At 64.4% G+C, this 15446-nt stretch carries 12 protein-coding genes and 1 pseudogene; all 13 read left to right on the forward strand.

The features are described 5' to 3' along the window. Window positions 1–2 precede the first annotated feature (2 nt). Window positions 3–1070, forward strand: coding sequence for a 3-isopropylmalate dehydrogenase (gene leuB / locus ABIE53_RS23365; RefSeq protein WP_029971412.1), 1068 nt, complete (start codon window positions 3–5; stop codon window positions 1068–1070). 396 nt (window positions 1071–1466) lie between these two features. Beyond that, complete coding sequence (gene asd, locus ABIE53_RS23370) at window positions 1467–2588, forward strand: aspartate-semialdehyde dehydrogenase (RefSeq protein WP_192700470.1); 1122 nt, start codon at window positions 1467–1469, stop codon at window positions 2586–2588. Window positions 2589–2728: 140 nt separating this feature from the next. Then, on the forward strand, window positions 2729–5260 hold the full coding sequence (locus tag ABIE53_RS23375; protein WP_192700469.1) for a FimV C-terminal domain-containing protein: 2532 nt from the start codon (window positions 2729–2731) through the stop codon (window positions 5258–5260). Next, window positions 5257–6069, forward strand: coding sequence for a tRNA pseudouridine(38-40) synthase TruA (truA, locus tag ABIE53_RS23380; RefSeq protein ID WP_192700468.1), 813 nt, complete (start codon window positions 5257–5259; stop codon window positions 6067–6069). Before ABIE53_RS23375 ends, truA begins: the two co-directional genes overlap by 4 nt. Beyond that, window positions 6066–6788: a phosphoribosylanthranilate isomerase gene (locus ABIE53_RS23385; protein WP_029971416.1), complete on the forward strand. Its 723-nt coding sequence runs from the start codon at window positions 6066–6068 to the stop codon at window positions 6786–6788. The genes truA and ABIE53_RS23385 overlap by 4 nt, the downstream gene beginning before the upstream one ends. A gap of 56 nt (window positions 6789–6844) precedes the next feature. Continuing rightward, the gene (gene trpB / locus ABIE53_RS23390) at window positions 6845–8038 is read left to right on the forward strand and encodes a tryptophan synthase subunit beta (RefSeq protein WP_029971417.1); all 1194 of its coding nucleotides are present in this window, start codon (window positions 6845–6847) and stop codon (window positions 8036–8038) included. Window positions 8039–8049: 11 nt separating this feature from the next. Continuing rightward, entirely contained in the window at window positions 8050–8961 is a 912-nt protein-coding gene (locus ABIE53_RS23395) for a DNA-methyltransferase (protein WP_053859692.1), read from the forward strand. A 41-nt stretch (window positions 8962–9002) separates the two neighbouring features. Beyond that, window positions 9003–9815 (forward strand): tryptophan synthase subunit alpha, encoded by an 813-nt coding sequence (gene trpA / locus ABIE53_RS23400; RefSeq protein WP_107710454.1) that lies wholly within the window; start codon window positions 9003–9005, stop codon window positions 9813–9815. A gap of 79 nt (window positions 9816–9894) precedes the next feature. Further along, window positions 9895–10767: an acetyl-CoA carboxylase, carboxyltransferase subunit beta gene (gene accD / locus ABIE53_RS23405; RefSeq protein WP_006047605.1), complete on the forward strand. Its 873-nt coding sequence runs from the start codon at window positions 9895–9897 to the stop codon at window positions 10765–10767. Window positions 10768–10947: 180 nt separating this feature from the next. Continuing rightward, complete coding sequence (gene folC / locus ABIE53_RS23410; protein ID WP_192700467.1) at window positions 10948–12258, forward strand: bifunctional tetrahydrofolate synthase/dihydrofolate synthase; 1311 nt, start codon at window positions 10948–10950, stop codon at window positions 12256–12258. Between the two features lie 29 nt (window positions 12259–12287). After that, on the forward strand, window positions 12288–13205 hold the full coding sequence (locus ABIE53_RS23415; protein ID WP_192700466.1) for an SPOR domain-containing protein: 918 nt from the start codon (window positions 12288–12290) through the stop codon (window positions 13203–13205). An 8-nt stretch (window positions 13206–13213) separates the two neighbouring features. Next, window positions 13214–13709, forward strand: a pseudogene (locus tag ABIE53_RS23420) (CvpA family protein). A 147-nt stretch (window positions 13710–13856) separates the two neighbouring features. Further along, window positions 13857–15407, forward strand: coding sequence for an amidophosphoribosyltransferase (purF, locus tag ABIE53_RS23425; RefSeq protein ID WP_006047609.1), 1551 nt, complete (start codon window positions 13857–13859; stop codon window positions 15405–15407). Window positions 15408–15446: the final 39 nt, after the last annotated feature.

The raw sequence follows: 15446 nt of genomic DNA on the forward strand, positions 1-15446 counted from the left end.
GCATGAAGATCGCAGTGTTGCCGGGCGACGGCATCGGCCCCGAAATCGTCAAGGAGGCCGTCAAGGTTCTCAACGTGCTCGGCGAAAAGTTCGAACTGGAAGAAGCGCCGGTTGGCGGCGCGGGCTACGAGGCGAAGGGTCATCCGCTGCCCGATTCGACACTCGCGCTCGCGAAGGAAGCCGACGCGATCCTGTTCGGCGCCGTCGGCGACTGGAAATACGACAAGCTCGAACGCGCGCTGCGCCCGGAGCAGGCCATTCTCGGCCTGCGCAAGCATCTGCAACTGTTCGCGAACTTCCGCCCGGCCATCTGCTATCCGCAATTGACCGGCGCTTCGTCGCTGAAGGAAGAGATCGTTTCGGGCCTCGACATCCTGATCGTGCGCGAACTGAACGGCGACATTTACTTCGGCGCGCCGCGCGGCGTGCGTGAAGCGCCGGACGGTCTTTTTGCGGGCGCGAAGGAAGGCTTCGACACCATGCGTTATTCGGAGCCCGAAGTGCGCCGCATCGCGCACGTCGCGTTTCAGGCAGCGCAAAAGCGCGGCAAGAAGCTGACGTCGGTGGATAAAGCGAATGTGCTCGAAACGTCGCAGTTCTGGAAAGACGTGATGATCGACGTCTCCAAGGAATACGCGGACGTCGAGTTGTCGCACATGTATGTCGACAATGCCGCGATGCAGCTCGTGAAGGCGCCCAAGTCGTTCGACGTGATCGTGACCGGCAACATGTTCGGCGACATTCTCTCCGACGAAGCCGCCATGCTCACGGGTTCGATCGGGATGCTGCCGTCGGCCTCGCTCGACAAGAACAACAAGGGCTTGTACGAGCCGTCGCACGGTTCCGCGCCGGACATCGCCGGCAAGGGCGTGGCGAATCCGCTCGCGACTATTCTGTCGGCTGCCATGATGCTGCGTTATTCGCTGAACAAGGCGGAGCAGGCGGATCGCATCGAGAACGCGGTCAAGAAGGTGCTCGAACAGGGCTACCGTACCGGCGACATTCTCACGCCCGGTTGCAAGCAGGTCGGCACGGTGGCGATGGGCGACGCAGTGGTCGCAGCACTGTAAAAGAGGCTCGTGCATGTGGGGCGTAGATGGCCGCGCCCCGCGTTTAAGTCGGCGGTAATCAGTTCGTTAAAATGATCTTTAATACGCGAATCGGCCTGCAACAGGCCGATTCGTGCGTGTAATACGGGCGGCAGCGACGGTTAGGGACGTCGCCGGATTCCGGTTTTCGTGTATATTGTAGCGATGGCACAGATGGCTCAAATCTCCTCGATTTCGAAACTGCACGGCAAAACGGCCCGTGTGGTTGAGCTCGCCATTACCACCAAAGCACTGATTAAAACGATTACCCCGAAAACGATCACGAAACGCTGATCGTCCGTCGTGCCCGCTCATCTTCCCCGCGCGGTCACTGCGGGCAAAGATGCGGGGAAGTTTCCACTCGAAGGGTATGAAGTCATGAACGTAGGTCTCGTAGGTTGGCGCGGCATGGTCGGCAGCGTCCTGATGCAGCGTATGCAGCAGGAAGGCGATTTCGACTTGATCGAACCGGTGTTTTTCAGCACCAGCAACGCGGGCGGCAACGCGCCGTCGTTCGCCAAAAACGAGACCAAGCTCAAAGATGCGACAAGCGTTGACGACCTGAAGAAGTGCGAAGCAATCATCTCCTGCCAGGGCGGCGACTACACGAACGAAGTGTTCCCGAAGCTGCGCGCGGCCGGCTGGAACGGCTACTGGATCGACGCGGCTTCGTCGCTGCGCATGAAGGACGACGCGGTCATCATTCTCGATCCGGTTAATCTCGACGTGATCAAGAACGCGCTGGTCAAGGGCCAAAAGAATTTCATCGGCGGTAACTGCACAGTCAGCCTGATGCTGATGGCGCTCGGCGGTCTGTTCCGCGAAAACCTCGTCGACTGGATGACGGCCATGACGTATCAGGCCGCCTCCGGCGCGGGCGCGCAGAACATGCGCGAACTGCTGTCGCAAATGGGCACGCTGCACGGCGCAGTGAAGAACGAACTCGCGGACCCGGCTTCGGCGATTCTCGATATCGACCGTCGCGTGCTCGAAGCGATGAACAGCGACAGCATGCCGACCGATCACTTCGGCGTGCCGCTCGCCGGCTCGCTGATTCCGTGGATCGACAAGGATCTCGGCAACGGCATGTCGAAGGAAGAGTGGAAGGGCGGCGCCGAAACCAACAAGATTCTCGGCAAGCCGGCCATGGGCACGCCGGGTTCGATCCCGGTCGACGGCCTGTGCGTGCGGATCGGCGCGATGCGTTGCCACTCGCAGGCGCTGACCATCAAGCTGAACAAGGACGTGCCGCTTGACGAAGTGAACAGCATCCTCGCTTCGGGCAACGACTGGGTGAAGGTGGTGCCGAACGAACGCGAAGCGTCGATGCGCGATCTGTCGCCGGCAGTGGTGACGGGCACGCTGACGGTGCCGGTCGGCCGCGTTCGCAAGCTGGCCATGGGCGGCGAATATCTGTCGGCATTTACTGTCGGCGATCAGCTGTTGTGGGGCGCGGCCGAGCCGCTGCGCCGCATGCTTCGCATTGTGCTCGACAAGTAAAGTAAACTACGCGCTCACGACGCGTAGAAAACTCAAGAAGCGTCGCGCTTGCGCGGCGCTTTTTTCATTTGTGTGCTCCGATTATCTTGTCTCTTTATAACCGCAAAAAAGGGCCGCGCGCTGACGCGCCAGGAGTCCCGATGAAACCTCGACTCTCTTCCCTTCGGGCCATGTTTGCGCGCCCACGTACCGGCCGCCCCGCGGCCACGGCCGCTTTGGCGTTGATGCTGACGGGCGCCGGTTTGGGCAGCGCGATGGCCGCGCCCGGCGACGCCGCGAGCGCGCCCGAAGGCGCCACGGCATCTGCGGCTCAAGCCGCGTCGGCCTCTTATTCGGCGGGTGGGCAATACACGGTCAAGCCGGGGCAGTCGCTCAACGACGTGGCAATTGCCGTCACCCAATCACACGATCGCGCCACGCTCGCACGCGCGGCACGCGCTGTCTTCGACGCGAACCCGAACGCCTTCATGGGCCACGATCCGAGCCGGATGCGTCTGGGGGCGGTGCTGACGGTGCCGCCGCTGGACGCGTCGGGCGCAGTGGTTGCGGCGGCGGGTGCAACGCCAGCGGCTGCTGCTTCGGGGCCGGCGGCTGGCAGCGGGTCGTCGTCGAATGCTTCGGTCGCGGCGGCCGCGAGCGGCGCCGCGCAAGGCAATGCGGCGGCGAGTGCGGCGGCGAGCGCGCCAGGGGCGGAAACTCCCGCGACGCAGGCTGCGCCGTCGGCAGCGCCTGCGGTTCAGGCCAACGCCAATGCGGCATCGGACGCGGGTTCGGCAGCGTCGGCCGGGGCCGGCGCCGCGTCGTCGGAGGCTGCTGCTGGTGCGCAGCCGACGTCCGCCGCGAGCGGCACGCATGTGTGGGCGGGGTCCGTGCAGCCGTCAGCGAGCGAAGCCGCCAGCGCGGGCACGGGTGCATCGCAGCCGCGCGCGCAGGTGTCGAGCTTGCAGCAACTGCTCGCGCTCAAGAATCGCGTGCTGATGGAGTTGCAGAAGCATGGCATCGGCGGCTCGCCAGCGGCGCCGGCTGCGCAGTCGTCGGCGAGCGGCGTGCAACCGGCGGCGGGCGCATCGGCCCCGGCTGTCGTGTCGGGTCATCCGGGCGCTGCTGTATCGACGTCGAACCAGGCCGGCCTTTCGCAGACGAATCTCGCCGTGGGCGCGGCGGTCGGCGCGGCGCTGGTCGTGCTGCTGACTGCGTTGCGTCTCGGTCGGCGTAAGCGGGAGCGTTTGGCCGACGCGCAGCGAGCGGAGGCTTCGGAGGCATCCGAGAAGGCTGCGGCGGCCAATGACGCCGTGCCGGTAGTTCCGGCTGCTATCCCCGTTGACATCGCCAAACGCGAACCCGAAGCCGACGCCGAAGACGCCGCCGAAGACGCCGCGACCGCGCGCCACGCCGCAACGATGGCCGAGGCGGAGCGCGAAGCGGCTGAAGGCGACGCCGCCGCACGCGAAATGTCGGAGCGCATCGCGGCCGAGCGCGAGGCGGAAATCCGCACCGCAACCGCACGCGAGGCAGAGGCGAGCGAAGCGGCGGAGCAGGCGGCTGCGCAAGGCGCCGTCGAGCGCGAAGCGGCAGAACGCGCGGCAGCCGACGAGGCTGCGCATGACCGCGTCGCGGCTGAGCAGGACCTCGACGCAGCACGCCTCGCGGCCGAGCGTTCGACAGCGGAAAACGCCGCAACTGGCGCTAGCGCCAGCGAGGAAACCGCAGCCCAGCAAGCCGCGGCAGACGAGGCAACTGCAAGGCAAGTCCAACTCGCGTCGGAGCAGCCCGCGGCTGAACGCGTAGCAGCGCACGAGCCTGCATCGGAACAGGCAGATCGAGCGGCGCCTCATGAACCATCGGCGGCTTTCGAATCACACTCGCCGGAACAACCCGCTGCCTTCGACGAAAGCGGCCTCGCATCGGAAGAACATCGCCACAACCTGGACGACGCGACGACAGCCGCGAGCCTCGACGCCGCCGCCGAACTAGGCGCCGACGCGTTGCCGCGAGCGCCGCTCCAGCCGTTCAACGAGGCGTGGGAGCCCGAGCCGGTGTCCCATCGTCTGGAATGGGATGACGAGCCGTTGCCGCCCGAGCCGATGGAGCCGTCGATCCCAGAAGCACCGGCAACGCGCGCCCAAGTCGATCACGACCAGCCGCGCGCGCCCGCATCGGCGGAATTCCCGCGCGACGCGCTCACCGCGTTCGGCAGCCTCGATATGCCGTTGCCGCCGCGCGTGGGGTCGGCAGCCGACACCGTGAGCGCACCGCAGTCGCTAAGCAGCCAGCCCGTGGCGTCGCCGGAAGCCACCGCTCGTCAAGCGGTGCCGCCGCCGCCCAACGCCGAACAAGCGCCGCATGCCGCCGACGAAATCGCGGCCGGCACCGCCGGGCCTGGCGCCGTAGCGGGTCTTGGCGCGGGCACCTTGGGCGCGGCCGGTTTCGGCGCGCTGAAGCTCGACTTCGACCTGGAACTCCCGCCGAGCCCCGCGCAGCCGCTGCCCGCGTTCACGCCGGCGGATCTTGCCCGCATCGCGCGAAACAAGCTCGATCTGGCCGCCGAGTACATCGAACTGGGCGATCTGGCCGGCGCGCGCACGCTGATCAACGAAGTGATCGAAGCCAACGATCCGGCCACGCGCAACGATGCCCGCGCGTTGCTCTCGACGCTCGCTCCGTTGTCGTGAAGCGCATTGCTTTAGGCATTCAGTACGACGGATCGGCGTTCTGCGGATGGCAGTCGCAGCCGCATGGCAACACGGTTCAGGACGAGCTGGAACGGGCGCTGCGCGAGTTCGCACAGACGCCTGTGCATACCGTCGTCGCGGGCAGGACGGATACGGGCGTGCATGGCCTCGGCCAGGTCGTGCACTTCGATACCGAACTCGAGCGGGCCGACGTCTCATGGGTCCGCGGCACGAATACGTTTTTGCCGAAGACGATTTCCGTGCAATGGGCCAAGCCGATGCCCGAGGCGTTCCACGCGCGGTTTTCCGCGTTCGAGCGCACTTATTACTATCTGCTGTACGTGCATCCGGTGCGTTCGCCGATGCTGGCGGCGCGGGCGGGTTGGGTGCACACGCCGCTCGACATTGAAGCGATGCGGGCGGCGGCCGCTCATCTGATCGGCGAGCACGACTTTTCGGCGTTCCGCTCGTCGCAATGCCAGGCGAAGACGCCGATCAAGCATCTGCATCAGATCGACATCGAACAGTACGGCGACTTCGTGCATTTCCGTTTCAGGGCGAACGCGTTTTTGCATCACATGGTGCGCAACCTGATGGGATGCCTGGTGTATATCGGCAAGAAGCGTCGTCCGGTCGAGTGGATGGCCGAGGTGCTGGCGAGCCGCGATCGCGAGTCGGCGGCGCCGACCTTCATGCCGGACGGGTTGTATCTCGCGCAGGTGGGCTATCCTGAGCACTTCGAGGTGCCCGCGCCGCAGACCGGCAGCGTGCCGTGGAGCACCGTATGGAACGAGCAGGCACACACATGAGTTCGACCGAAAACCTCGCAACAGCAGCGTCAGAGTCAGATACGGGCGCCGCACAGCAAGCCGTGCCCCGGCGCACGCGCATCAAGCTGTGCGGCCTGTCGAATCCGGCCGACGTCAACCACGCGATCGAATTGGGCGCGGACGCCATCGGCCTCGTGTTCTATCCGCCAAGTCCGCGCTCGGTGAGCGTCGCGCAGGCCGTCGAAATCATGCAGGATGTGCCGCCGTTCGTGTCGGTAGTCGGCTTGTTCGTGAATCCGTCGCCGGAATGGGTGCGTGAAGTGGTCAGCAACGTCGGGCTCTCGCTGTTGCAGTTTCACGGCGACGAGACCGCCGAGCAGTGCGAATCGCTCGCCGGCATTGCGGGTTTGCCTTGGTTGCGCGCGCTGCGCGTTGCGGCGGATACTCGACCGGCCGATTTGGTAGAATCGGCTCTCAACTATTCAGGCGCCAATGGCTTTCTGTTCGACACACACGTCGAAGGCTATGGCGGCGGCGGGAAGGTTTTCGATTGGTCACTTATTCCAGCAGAGCTCGCGCGTCGGGCCGTTTTGAGTGGTGGGTTGAACGCGCAAAACGTCAGTGATGCGATCCATCGCGTGCGCCCGTACGCGGTCGATGTCTCGAGCGGCATCGAAGTGCCGGGCGCCAAGGGCGTGAAAGATCACGCCCGGATGGCGGCGTTCGTACGCGCAGTGCGCGCGGCGGACGCCGGATGATTCCGCGGCGCGGCGCTCCAAAGAGCTCGCCGCGCGCCACGAAAAGAGTGATCCACATGTATAACTTGCCTGACGAAAGAGGCCATTTCGGCCAGTTTGGCGGCGTGTTCGTCGCCGAAACGCTGGTTCACGCGCTCGACGAGCTGCGCGCAGCCTACGAAAAATTCCAGAAAGATCCTGAGTTTGTCGCCGAGTACGAGCGCGAGCTGAAGTACTTCGTCGGCCGGCCTTCGCCGATTTATCACGCGCAGCGCTGGAGCGAGATGCTCGGCGGCGCGCAGATTTTTCTGAAGCGCGAAGACCTGAACCACACCGGCGCACACAAGATCAACAACGTGATTGGCCAGGCGCTGCTCGCGAAGCGCATGGGCAAACCGCGCGTGATCGCCGAAACCGGCGCCGGGCAGCACGGTGTTGCCACCGCGACCATCGCCGCGCGCTTCGGCATGGAGTGCATCGTCTACATGGGCGCCGAAGACGTGCGCCGCCAGGCCGCCAACGTCTACCGCATGAAACTGCTGGGCGCGACCGTGGTGCCGGTCGAGTCGGGCTCGCGCACGCTGAAAGACGCGCTGAACGAGGCCATGCGCGACTGGGTGACCAACGTCGAAAACACGTTCTACATCATCGGTACGGTGGCGGGGCCGCATCCTTATCCGATGATGGTGCGCGACTTTCAGCGCGTGATCGGTGACGAATGCAAGGTGCAGATGCCCGAGCTCATCGGGCGGCAACCGGACGCGGTGATTGCGTGCGTGGGCGGCGGTTCGAACGCGATGGGCATCTTTTATCCGTACATCGACGATACTTCGGTGCAGTTGATCGGCGTCGAAGCGGCCGGCGACGGCATCGAGTCCGGTCGTCACGCCGCTTCGCTGATCGGCGGCAGCCCCGGCGTGCTGCACGGCAATCGCACGTATCTGCTGCAGGACGAGAACGGCCAGATCATCGAGACGCATTCGGTGTCCGCCGGCCTCGACTATCCGGGCGTCGGGCCCGAGCACGCGTGGCTAAAAGAGAGCAACCGCGCGCAATACGTCGGCATCACCGACGAAGAAGCGCTCAAGGCGTTCCACGACTGCTGCCGCATCGAGGGCATTATTCCGGCGCTTGAGTCGAGTCACGCGCTGGCTTACGCCACCAAGCTCGCGCCGACGCTGGCCAAAGACAAGCACCTGCTGGTGAACCTGTCCGGCCGCGGCGACAAGGACATGCACACGGTCGCGGAGCGATCGGGCATCCAGTTCTGAGCGCCGCCACGATGCGCGACGAGTTCGACGAGCCGCAGCCGGCGACCAGTGAAACGACGCCGGCCGGCGAGCTTCTGGCGCCCGAGGCGCCTGCGCTGCTGTTGCCGCAGGTGCCCGCGGGCATCCAGTTGTTGAACCGCGATTTCTTGACCGATGTAGCGAATATTCCCGACGCGTCGATCGACCTGATTCTTTGCGACCCGCCATATGGGCTCGGCAAGGACTACGGCAACGACTCCGACATGCGCACCGGCGACGACTTCCTCGCCTGGACGCGTGGCTGGCTCGAGCTTGCTATTCCGAAGCTCAAGCCGTCGGGCTCGCTCTACATCTTCTGCACCTGGCAGTACGCGCCGGAAATCTTCAGCTTCCTGAAGACAAAGCTCACGATGATCAACGAAATCATCTGGGACCGGCGCGTGCCGAGCATGGGCGGAACGACGCGCCGATTCACCTCGGTGCACGACAACATCGGTTTCTTCGCGGTGTCGAAAGATTATTACTTCGACCTCGATCCCGTCCGCATCCCGTACGATGCCGTCACGAAGAAGGCGCGTTCTCGTAAATTGTTCGAAGGCAGTAAGTGGCTGGAGCTTGGCTATAATCCAAAGGACGTCTGGTCTGTATCGAGGCTGCATCGGCAACACGCCGAACGCGTCGATCATCCCACGCAAAAGCCTTTGGAGATTGTCGAGCGAATGGTGCTGGCCAGTTGTCCGAAGGGCGGCCGCGTGCTCGACCCTTTCATGGGCAGCGGCACCACCGCAGTCGCTTGCGCCCGCCAGCAGCGCGAATTCGTCGGCTATGAGATCAATGAAAGTTACTGCGCGATAGCGCGGGAACGCGTCAGCGCCGCTGCTGCCGCGCCCGCCGCGCGTCGGCCGGCCAAAGCCAAAACGCAACGGCAAGCCGAAGTGCAATGACGCTACGCGCCGAGCGCAGTAGCTCAATCGAGAACAACTCCATGTCCCGTATCAAGAACACGTTCGCCGCACTGTCCGAGCAGGGCAAAAAAGGCCTGATTCCTTTCATGACGGCCGGCGACCCCGACCCGGCCCGCACGGTCGAATTCATGCATGCGCTCGCCGCCGGCGGCGCGGATGTCATCGAACTCGGTGTGCCGTTTTCCGATCCGATGGCGGACGGCCCCGTGATCCAGCAATCGTCCGAGCGGGCACTCGCACACGGCGTGTCGCTGCGCCATGTGATCGCCGATGTGAAACGCTTTCGCGAAACCAACGACACGACGCCGGTCGTGCTGATGGGCTACGCCAATCCGATCGAGCGCATGGGCACCGAAGCCTTCGCGCAGGCGGCGAAGGAAGCCGGCGTCGACGGCGTGCTGGTGGTCGATTATCCGCCCGAAGAATGCGCTAACTTCGCCGAAAAAATGCGTTCGGCGGGGATCGATCCGATCTTTTTGCTGGCGCCCACGTCGACTGACGAGCGCATCGCCGAAGTCGGCAAGATCGCGAGCGGTTACGTCTATTACGTGTCGCTGAAAGGCGTGACCGGAGCGGCAAATCTGGACGTTTCCAGCATCGCGAGTAAAATCCCGGCGATCAAGTCGCGCGTGCCCCTACCGGTCGGCGTCGGTTTTGGCATCCGTGACGCGGAAACGGCGCGTCTCGTGGGCGAAGTTTCCGATGCCGTCGTGATCGGTAGCCGTATCGTGCAATTGCTCGAGCAGGCGGCCCCCGAAACCGCTGCCGAGACGCTCACGCGTTTCATCGCAGAGGTGCGCGAGGCGCTCGATAGCGTCGCGACTGCCCGATAACAGTGATTTTGTCGTCTGTAGTGTGAGCGGCGGGTTCGTCCCGCCGTTTGCGCAACCGTTGACCCCAGAAGGATTCAATATGAGCTGGCTCGATAAGCTGCTGCCGCCAAAAATCAAACAAACCGACCCGAAGAGCCGCAAGGGGATTCCGGAAGGCCTGTGGATCAAGTGCCCGTCATGCGAAGCCGTGCTGTATCGCAACGACGTCGAGGCCAATCTGCATGTTTGCCCGAAGTGCGATCACCACATGCGCATTGGCGCGCGCGAGCGGCTCGACGGCCTGCTGGACCCGGAAGGACGCTATGAAATCGGCCAGGAAATCGTTCCGGTCGACGCGCTCAAGTTCAAGGACAGCCGCAAGTACCCGGACCGCCTGAAAGAGGCGATGGACGACACCGACGAAACCGACGCCATGGTCGTCATGGGCGGCGCGATTCACACGTTGCCGGTCGTCGTGGCCTGCTTCGAGTTCTCGTTCATGGGCGGCTCGATGGGCTCGGTGGTCGGCGAGCGCTTTGCGCGCGGCGCGCAGAACGCGCTCGAGCAAAAGGTGCCGTTTATCTGCTTCACCGCATCGGGCGGCGCGCGGATGCAGGAAAGCCTGCTCTCGCTGATGCAAATGGCCAAGACCACGGCGATGTTGACAAAGCTGGCCGAGGCCAAGCTGCCGTTCATCTCGGTGCTGACCGATCCGACCATGGGCGGCGTATCCGCGAGTTTCGCGTTTCTCGGCGACGTCGTGATCGCCGAACCCAAGGCGCTGATCGGCTTCGCCGGCCCGCGCGTGATCGAACAGACCGTGCGCGAAAAACTGCCGGAAGGCTTCCAGCGCGCGGAGTTTCTGCTGACGAAGGGTGCGATCGACATGATCGTGGACCGCCGCAAGCTGCGCGAGGAACTCGCTCAATTGATGGCGCTGTTGAGCCATCAGCCGGCGGACGCCGTCGCGTAAGCTGCGAAGGCCAACGACAGACGTCTTCGTCGTCGGGAAAAACGCAAAAAACAGCGCGCCGCTTGAGCAATCAAGCGGCGCGCTGTCATTTCCGGGATAATCACGGTCTCACATACTGCGCGAGGCCCTGCGCCGCGCATGTTTGCCACACCGCTCAATGATTTTCTCGCGATTCACCCGATGACCACATTCCCCACCCTCGACGCGTGGCTCACGCATCTCGAATCCGCGCATCCGGTCGGCATCGACATGGGGCTCGCGCGAATCAGCCAGGTTCGCGACGCGATGCAGTTCTCGTTTGCGTGCCCGGTCATCACGGTTGGCGGGACGAACGGCAAGGGCTCGACCTGCGCGATTCTCGAATCGATCCTGCTGCGCGCCGGTTTCACGGTGGGCTGTCACACGTCGCCGCATTTGCTGTCGTTCAACGAGCGCGCGCGGATCAACGGCCAGATGGCGACGGATGCCGATCTGCTCGAGCACTTCGAGAAGGTCGAGGCCGCGCGTTCAAGCCTCGCCCAACCGGTGTCGCTAACGTATTTCGAATTCACGACGCTCGCGATCATGAGCCTGTTCGCGTCGCGCGGACTGGACGCGGTGATCTTCGAAGTGGGCCTCGGCGGGCGCCTTGACGCCGTCAATATTCTCGACACCGACTGCGCGATCATCACCAGTATCGACATCGATCACACCGAATATCTCGGCGACACGCGCGAGAAAATCGCGCTCGAAAAGGCGGGGATTTTCCGCTCCGGCAAGCCGGCGATCTGCGCGGACCCGGTGCCGCCGCAAACGCTGATCGAGCACGCGGAGCAGATCGGCGCTGAACTGTGGCTATTCGGCCGCGATTTCCGCTACGAAGGCCAGGCCGGCAGCGAGCGTCAGCAATGGAACTACGTCGGCCCGACGCTGCGGCGCTCGGCGCTTGCCTATCCGGCGTTGCGCGGCGCGAATCAATTGATCAACACGTCCGCTGCATTGGCCGGACTCGAGGCGCTGCGTGATCGCCTGCCGGTTTCGGCCCAGGATATCCGGCTTGGGCTCGCGAACGTCGAGTTGCCTGGCCGTTTCCAGGTCCTGCCGGGCAAGCCGGCGGTCGTGCTGGACGTCGGCCACAATCCGCACGCGGCCGCGGTGCTGGGCCAGAATCTCGGCAATATGGGCTTTTTTCCGTACACCTATGGCGTGTTCGGCATGATGGGCGATAAAGACATCGCCGGCGTGCTCGCGCATCTGAAGGGCGAAATCGATCACTGGTGCGTGACCGATCTGCCCACGCCGCGAGCGGCCTCGGCCGGGCAACTGGAAGCCGCGTTGCGCGAGCAGGGCGTGGAAGACAGCGCCGACAGCAGCGTCACGCGTTACGCCAACCCCGCCGACGCGTACCAAGATGCGCTAAAGCGGGCGTCAGAGAATGATAGAATCGTGGTTTTCGGCAGTTTCTATACGGTAGCAGGCGTGATGGCCTACCGTAAATCGCAGCAACACTGAACGGGCGCCACGCTCGAACCAAGCGATTCATGGGAATTTTCTCGTTCGGCAAGAAAGACGACGCGCCAAGCCGGCGCGGCGCAAACACCAGTTCCACCCGGGCCGCCCGTAGCGAGCGCGTGGAGCGGCGGACCCGCCGCACCGAGCGCACCGTCGATGCCGATGCGATGCTGCTCGACCCCACGTTGCCGGAAAAGCAGCGCGCGCGGCGGCGGCTCGTCGGCGCGATCGCGATGGTCGTCGCGGCAGTGGTCGTCCTGCCGATGGTGCTTGACTCGCATCCGAAGCCCGTTACCGACGACATCTCCATCGACATCCCCAGTCGTCCCGCACCGAAACTCGCAAAGCACGAAATCGACACGCAGGCTGGCGTCGCGCCGGACAATCCGACGCCGGACGCGGCACTCGCCGCTTCGAGCCTCGCGCCGGCCACGCAAGCGCCGTCGAAGGACACCAGGCGGGCCGACGCGAACGCAGCTTCGGCGTCCGCCGCGAAGCCCGCTACGAAGCCGCAAGCGCCCGCCGTCGCAGCCAACACCGCGCCGACACCGGCGCCCGCCACATCGACAGCGCCTGCCGTGACGGCCAAGCCGACCAGCAAGCCGGCGGCCCGCAGCAATGCCACGGCCGCCGCGCCATCCGCGGATGAAAGCAACGTCGCCGCGAGCGCAGACGCGAATTCCGGCACGCCGGCCTCGCCGCCAGGCAACCGTTTCGCCGTCCAGCTCGGCGCTTTTGCAAACGAAGCCAATGCGCGCAACTGGGCAAGCAAGTTGAAAGCGGCGGGAGTGCCCGCATATACCGAACATCGGAAGCAGGCTGACGGCTCGACGCTCACGCTGTTGCGCGCCGGACCATTCGCGGATCGCGCGGCGGCAAGCGCCGCCATCGCGAAGGTTCGCGAGGCGGGTCTGGGTTCGGGCACGAACAACGGCGCTGGCCAGTAAAGCGAGCGATGTTCACTGCCTTCGACTACGCTGTAATGGCGGTGATCGGTTTGTCGGCCTTGCGCGGCACATGGCGCGGGTTTTTGTCCGAGGTGTTCGGGCTGATCGGCTGGATCGCGGCGTTTTTCATTGCCTGCCGCTTCGTCGGTTATGTCGTGCCGTATATCCCGTCCACGTGGCCGGGCGGCGCGCTGACCCAGTGGCTGTTGGCCTTCGCGCTGGTGGCGATCGGCGTGGTGCTGGTGGCGAGCGTGCTGAATGCGCTCCTGAGCCGCATCGTGCAGGCTTCCGGCTTGAGCGGCGTGGACCGCTCGCTCGGTTTTGATGTTCGGCCTCGTACGAGGGGTCGTTCTGGTGCTGATTCTGGTCGCCCTCGCAGGCCTGACCGAACTGCCCCAACAGGAATTCTGGCGCAACGCCTTGCTGCGGCCATATGCGGTAGAGGGCGTGCACGTAATGAAACCGCTGCTTCCGGAAACGCTCGCTGCGTACGTCCGCGTGTGACGATCAGTTAAGCGAAAAGGGAACGCGGCAGGACTCCGGCTCAAACCGGTTGCCTTGTCATCATGTCGCGAACCGTCGCGGCATATCGCGCGCGCTTCGCGAGGCACCGGCCGCTCTGACGAATTTCGTACCTTTGAAGGACATGCCATGTGCGGCATCGTAGGCGTAGTTTCCCATTCTCCGGTCAACCAGCTGATCTATGACAGCCTGCTGCTTTTGCAGCACCGCGGTCAGGACGCCGCCGGCATCGCGACAGCGAACGGCAGCAATTTCCACATGCACAAGGCCAACGGCATGGTGCGCGACGTGTTCCGCACGCGCAACATGCGCAGCCTGCCGGGCAATACCGGCATCGGCCAGGTGCGTTACCCGACGGCCGGCTCGGCGTCGAGCGAAGAAGAAGCGCAGCCGTTCTACGTGAACGCGCCGTTCGGCATCATCCTCGCGCACAACGGCAATCTGACTAACTGGCAGCAGTTGAAAGATGAGATGTTCCGCATCGACCGCCGCCACATCAACACCAATTCCGACACGGAAGTCATGCTCAACGTGCTCGCGCACGAATTGCAGCTTTCGAGCTCGGGCCTGCAGCTCGATCCGGCGGCGCTCTTTAAGGCGGTGTCGGGCGTGCATCGGCGGGTGCGGGGTTCGTATGCGATTGTTTCGCTGATCGCCGGTTACGGCCTGCTCGCTTTCCGCGACCCGTTCGGCATTCGCCCGCTGTGTCTCGGCAAGCAGGAGACGGCGGAAGGCGTCGAATGGATTCTGGCGTCGGAGTCGGTGGCGATCGAAGGTATCGGCTTCGAATTCGTACGCGACGTGGCGCCGGGCGAAGCGGTGTTTATCGACCTCGACGGCAACTTGCACTCGCAGCAATGCGCGACGAGCCCGAGCCTGAACCCGTGCATTTTCGAACTCGTGTATCTCGCGCGTCCGGACTCGGTGCTCGACGGCGTGCCGGTTTATAACGTGCGTCTGCGCATGGGCGATTACCTCGCCGAGAAAATCAGGCGCGAACTGCCCGATGTCGCGATCGACGTCGTCATGCCGATTCCCGATTCGTCCCGTCCGGCCGCGATGCAGGTCGCGAAGAAGCTGGGCGTCGAGTATCGCGAAGGCTTCTTCAAGAACCGTTACGTGGGCCGCACCTTCATCATGCCGGGCCAGGCGGTGCGCAAGAAGTCGGTGCGCCAGAAGCTGAACGCAATGGGCATCGAGTTCAAGGGCAAGAACGTGCTGATCGTCGACGACTCGATCGTGCGCGGTACCACCTCGCATGAAATCGTGCAGATGGCGCGCGATGCCGGCGCGAACAAGGTGATCTTCGCTTCGGCGGCGCCGCCGGTGAAGTTCCCGAACGTCTACGGTATCGACATGCCGACGCGCGGCGAACTGGTCGCGCATGGCCGCTCGGACGAAGAAGTCGCGCGCATGATCGGCGCGGATCATCTCGTGTATCAGGACGTCGACGCCCTCAAGCAGGCCGTGCGCGACATCAATCCGGCGCTGAAGGAGTTCGAGGCTTCGTGCTTCGACGGCAACTACGTGACCGGCGACGTGACGACCGAGTATCTCGACCGCATCGAAACCGCGCGTCTCGCGCCGTCGTCGCAATCGGATCGCGACGCCGCGAGCGAAGCCATCGACGGCGGCGGTCCCGCTCGCTCGCAGTTACACTTGCAGTTGTCGGTAGGTTAAATGCCGACCGCGCGTTCGCGGCATCGCGTGCGTCGCTGC

Origin of the sequence: Paraburkholderia sp. OAS925 (genome assembly GCF_040543975.1) — a bacterium.
Classification (GTDB): Bacteria; Pseudomonadota; Gammaproteobacteria; order Burkholderiales; family Burkholderiaceae; genus Paraburkholderia; species Paraburkholderia graminis.

Excerpts from the sequence above, each read along its gene's own strand:
- leuB (WP_029971412.1), top strand. The coding sequence starts at position 3 with ATGAAGATCGCAGTGTTGCCGGGCGACGGCATCGGCCCCGAAATCGTC.
- asd (WP_192700470.1), top strand. The coding sequence starts at position 1,467 with ATGAACGTAGGTCTCGTAGGTTGGCGCGGCATGGTCGGCAGCGTCCTG.
- ABIE53_RS23375 (WP_192700469.1), top strand. The coding sequence starts at position 2,729 with ATGAAACCTCGACTCTCTTCCCTTCGGGCCATGTTTGCGCGCCCACGT.
- ABIE53_RS23385 (WP_029971416.1), top strand. The coding sequence starts at position 6,066 with ATGAGTTCGACCGAAAACCTCGCAACAGCAGCGTCAGAGTCAGATACG.
- trpB (WP_029971417.1), top strand. The coding sequence starts at position 6,845 with ATGTATAACTTGCCTGACGAAAGAGGCCATTTCGGCCAGTTTGGCGGC.
- ABIE53_RS23395 (WP_053859692.1), top strand. The coding sequence starts at position 8,050 with ATGCGCGACGAGTTCGACGAGCCGCAGCCGGCGACCAGTGAAACGACG.
- trpA (WP_107710454.1), top strand. The coding sequence starts at position 9,003 with ATGTCCCGTATCAAGAACACGTTCGCCGCACTGTCCGAGCAGGGCAAA.
- accD (WP_006047605.1), top strand. The coding sequence starts at position 9,895 with ATGAGCTGGCTCGATAAGCTGCTGCCGCCAAAAATCAAACAAACCGAC.
- folC (WP_192700467.1), top strand. The coding sequence starts at position 10,948 with ATGACCACATTCCCCACCCTCGACGCGTGGCTCACGCATCTCGAATCC.
- ABIE53_RS23415 (WP_192700466.1), top strand. The coding sequence starts at position 12,288 with ATGGGAATTTTCTCGTTCGGCAAGAAAGACGACGCGCCAAGCCGGCGC.
- purF (WP_006047609.1), top strand. The coding sequence starts at position 13,857 with ATGTGCGGCATCGTAGGCGTAGTTTCCCATTCTCCGGTCAACCAGCTG.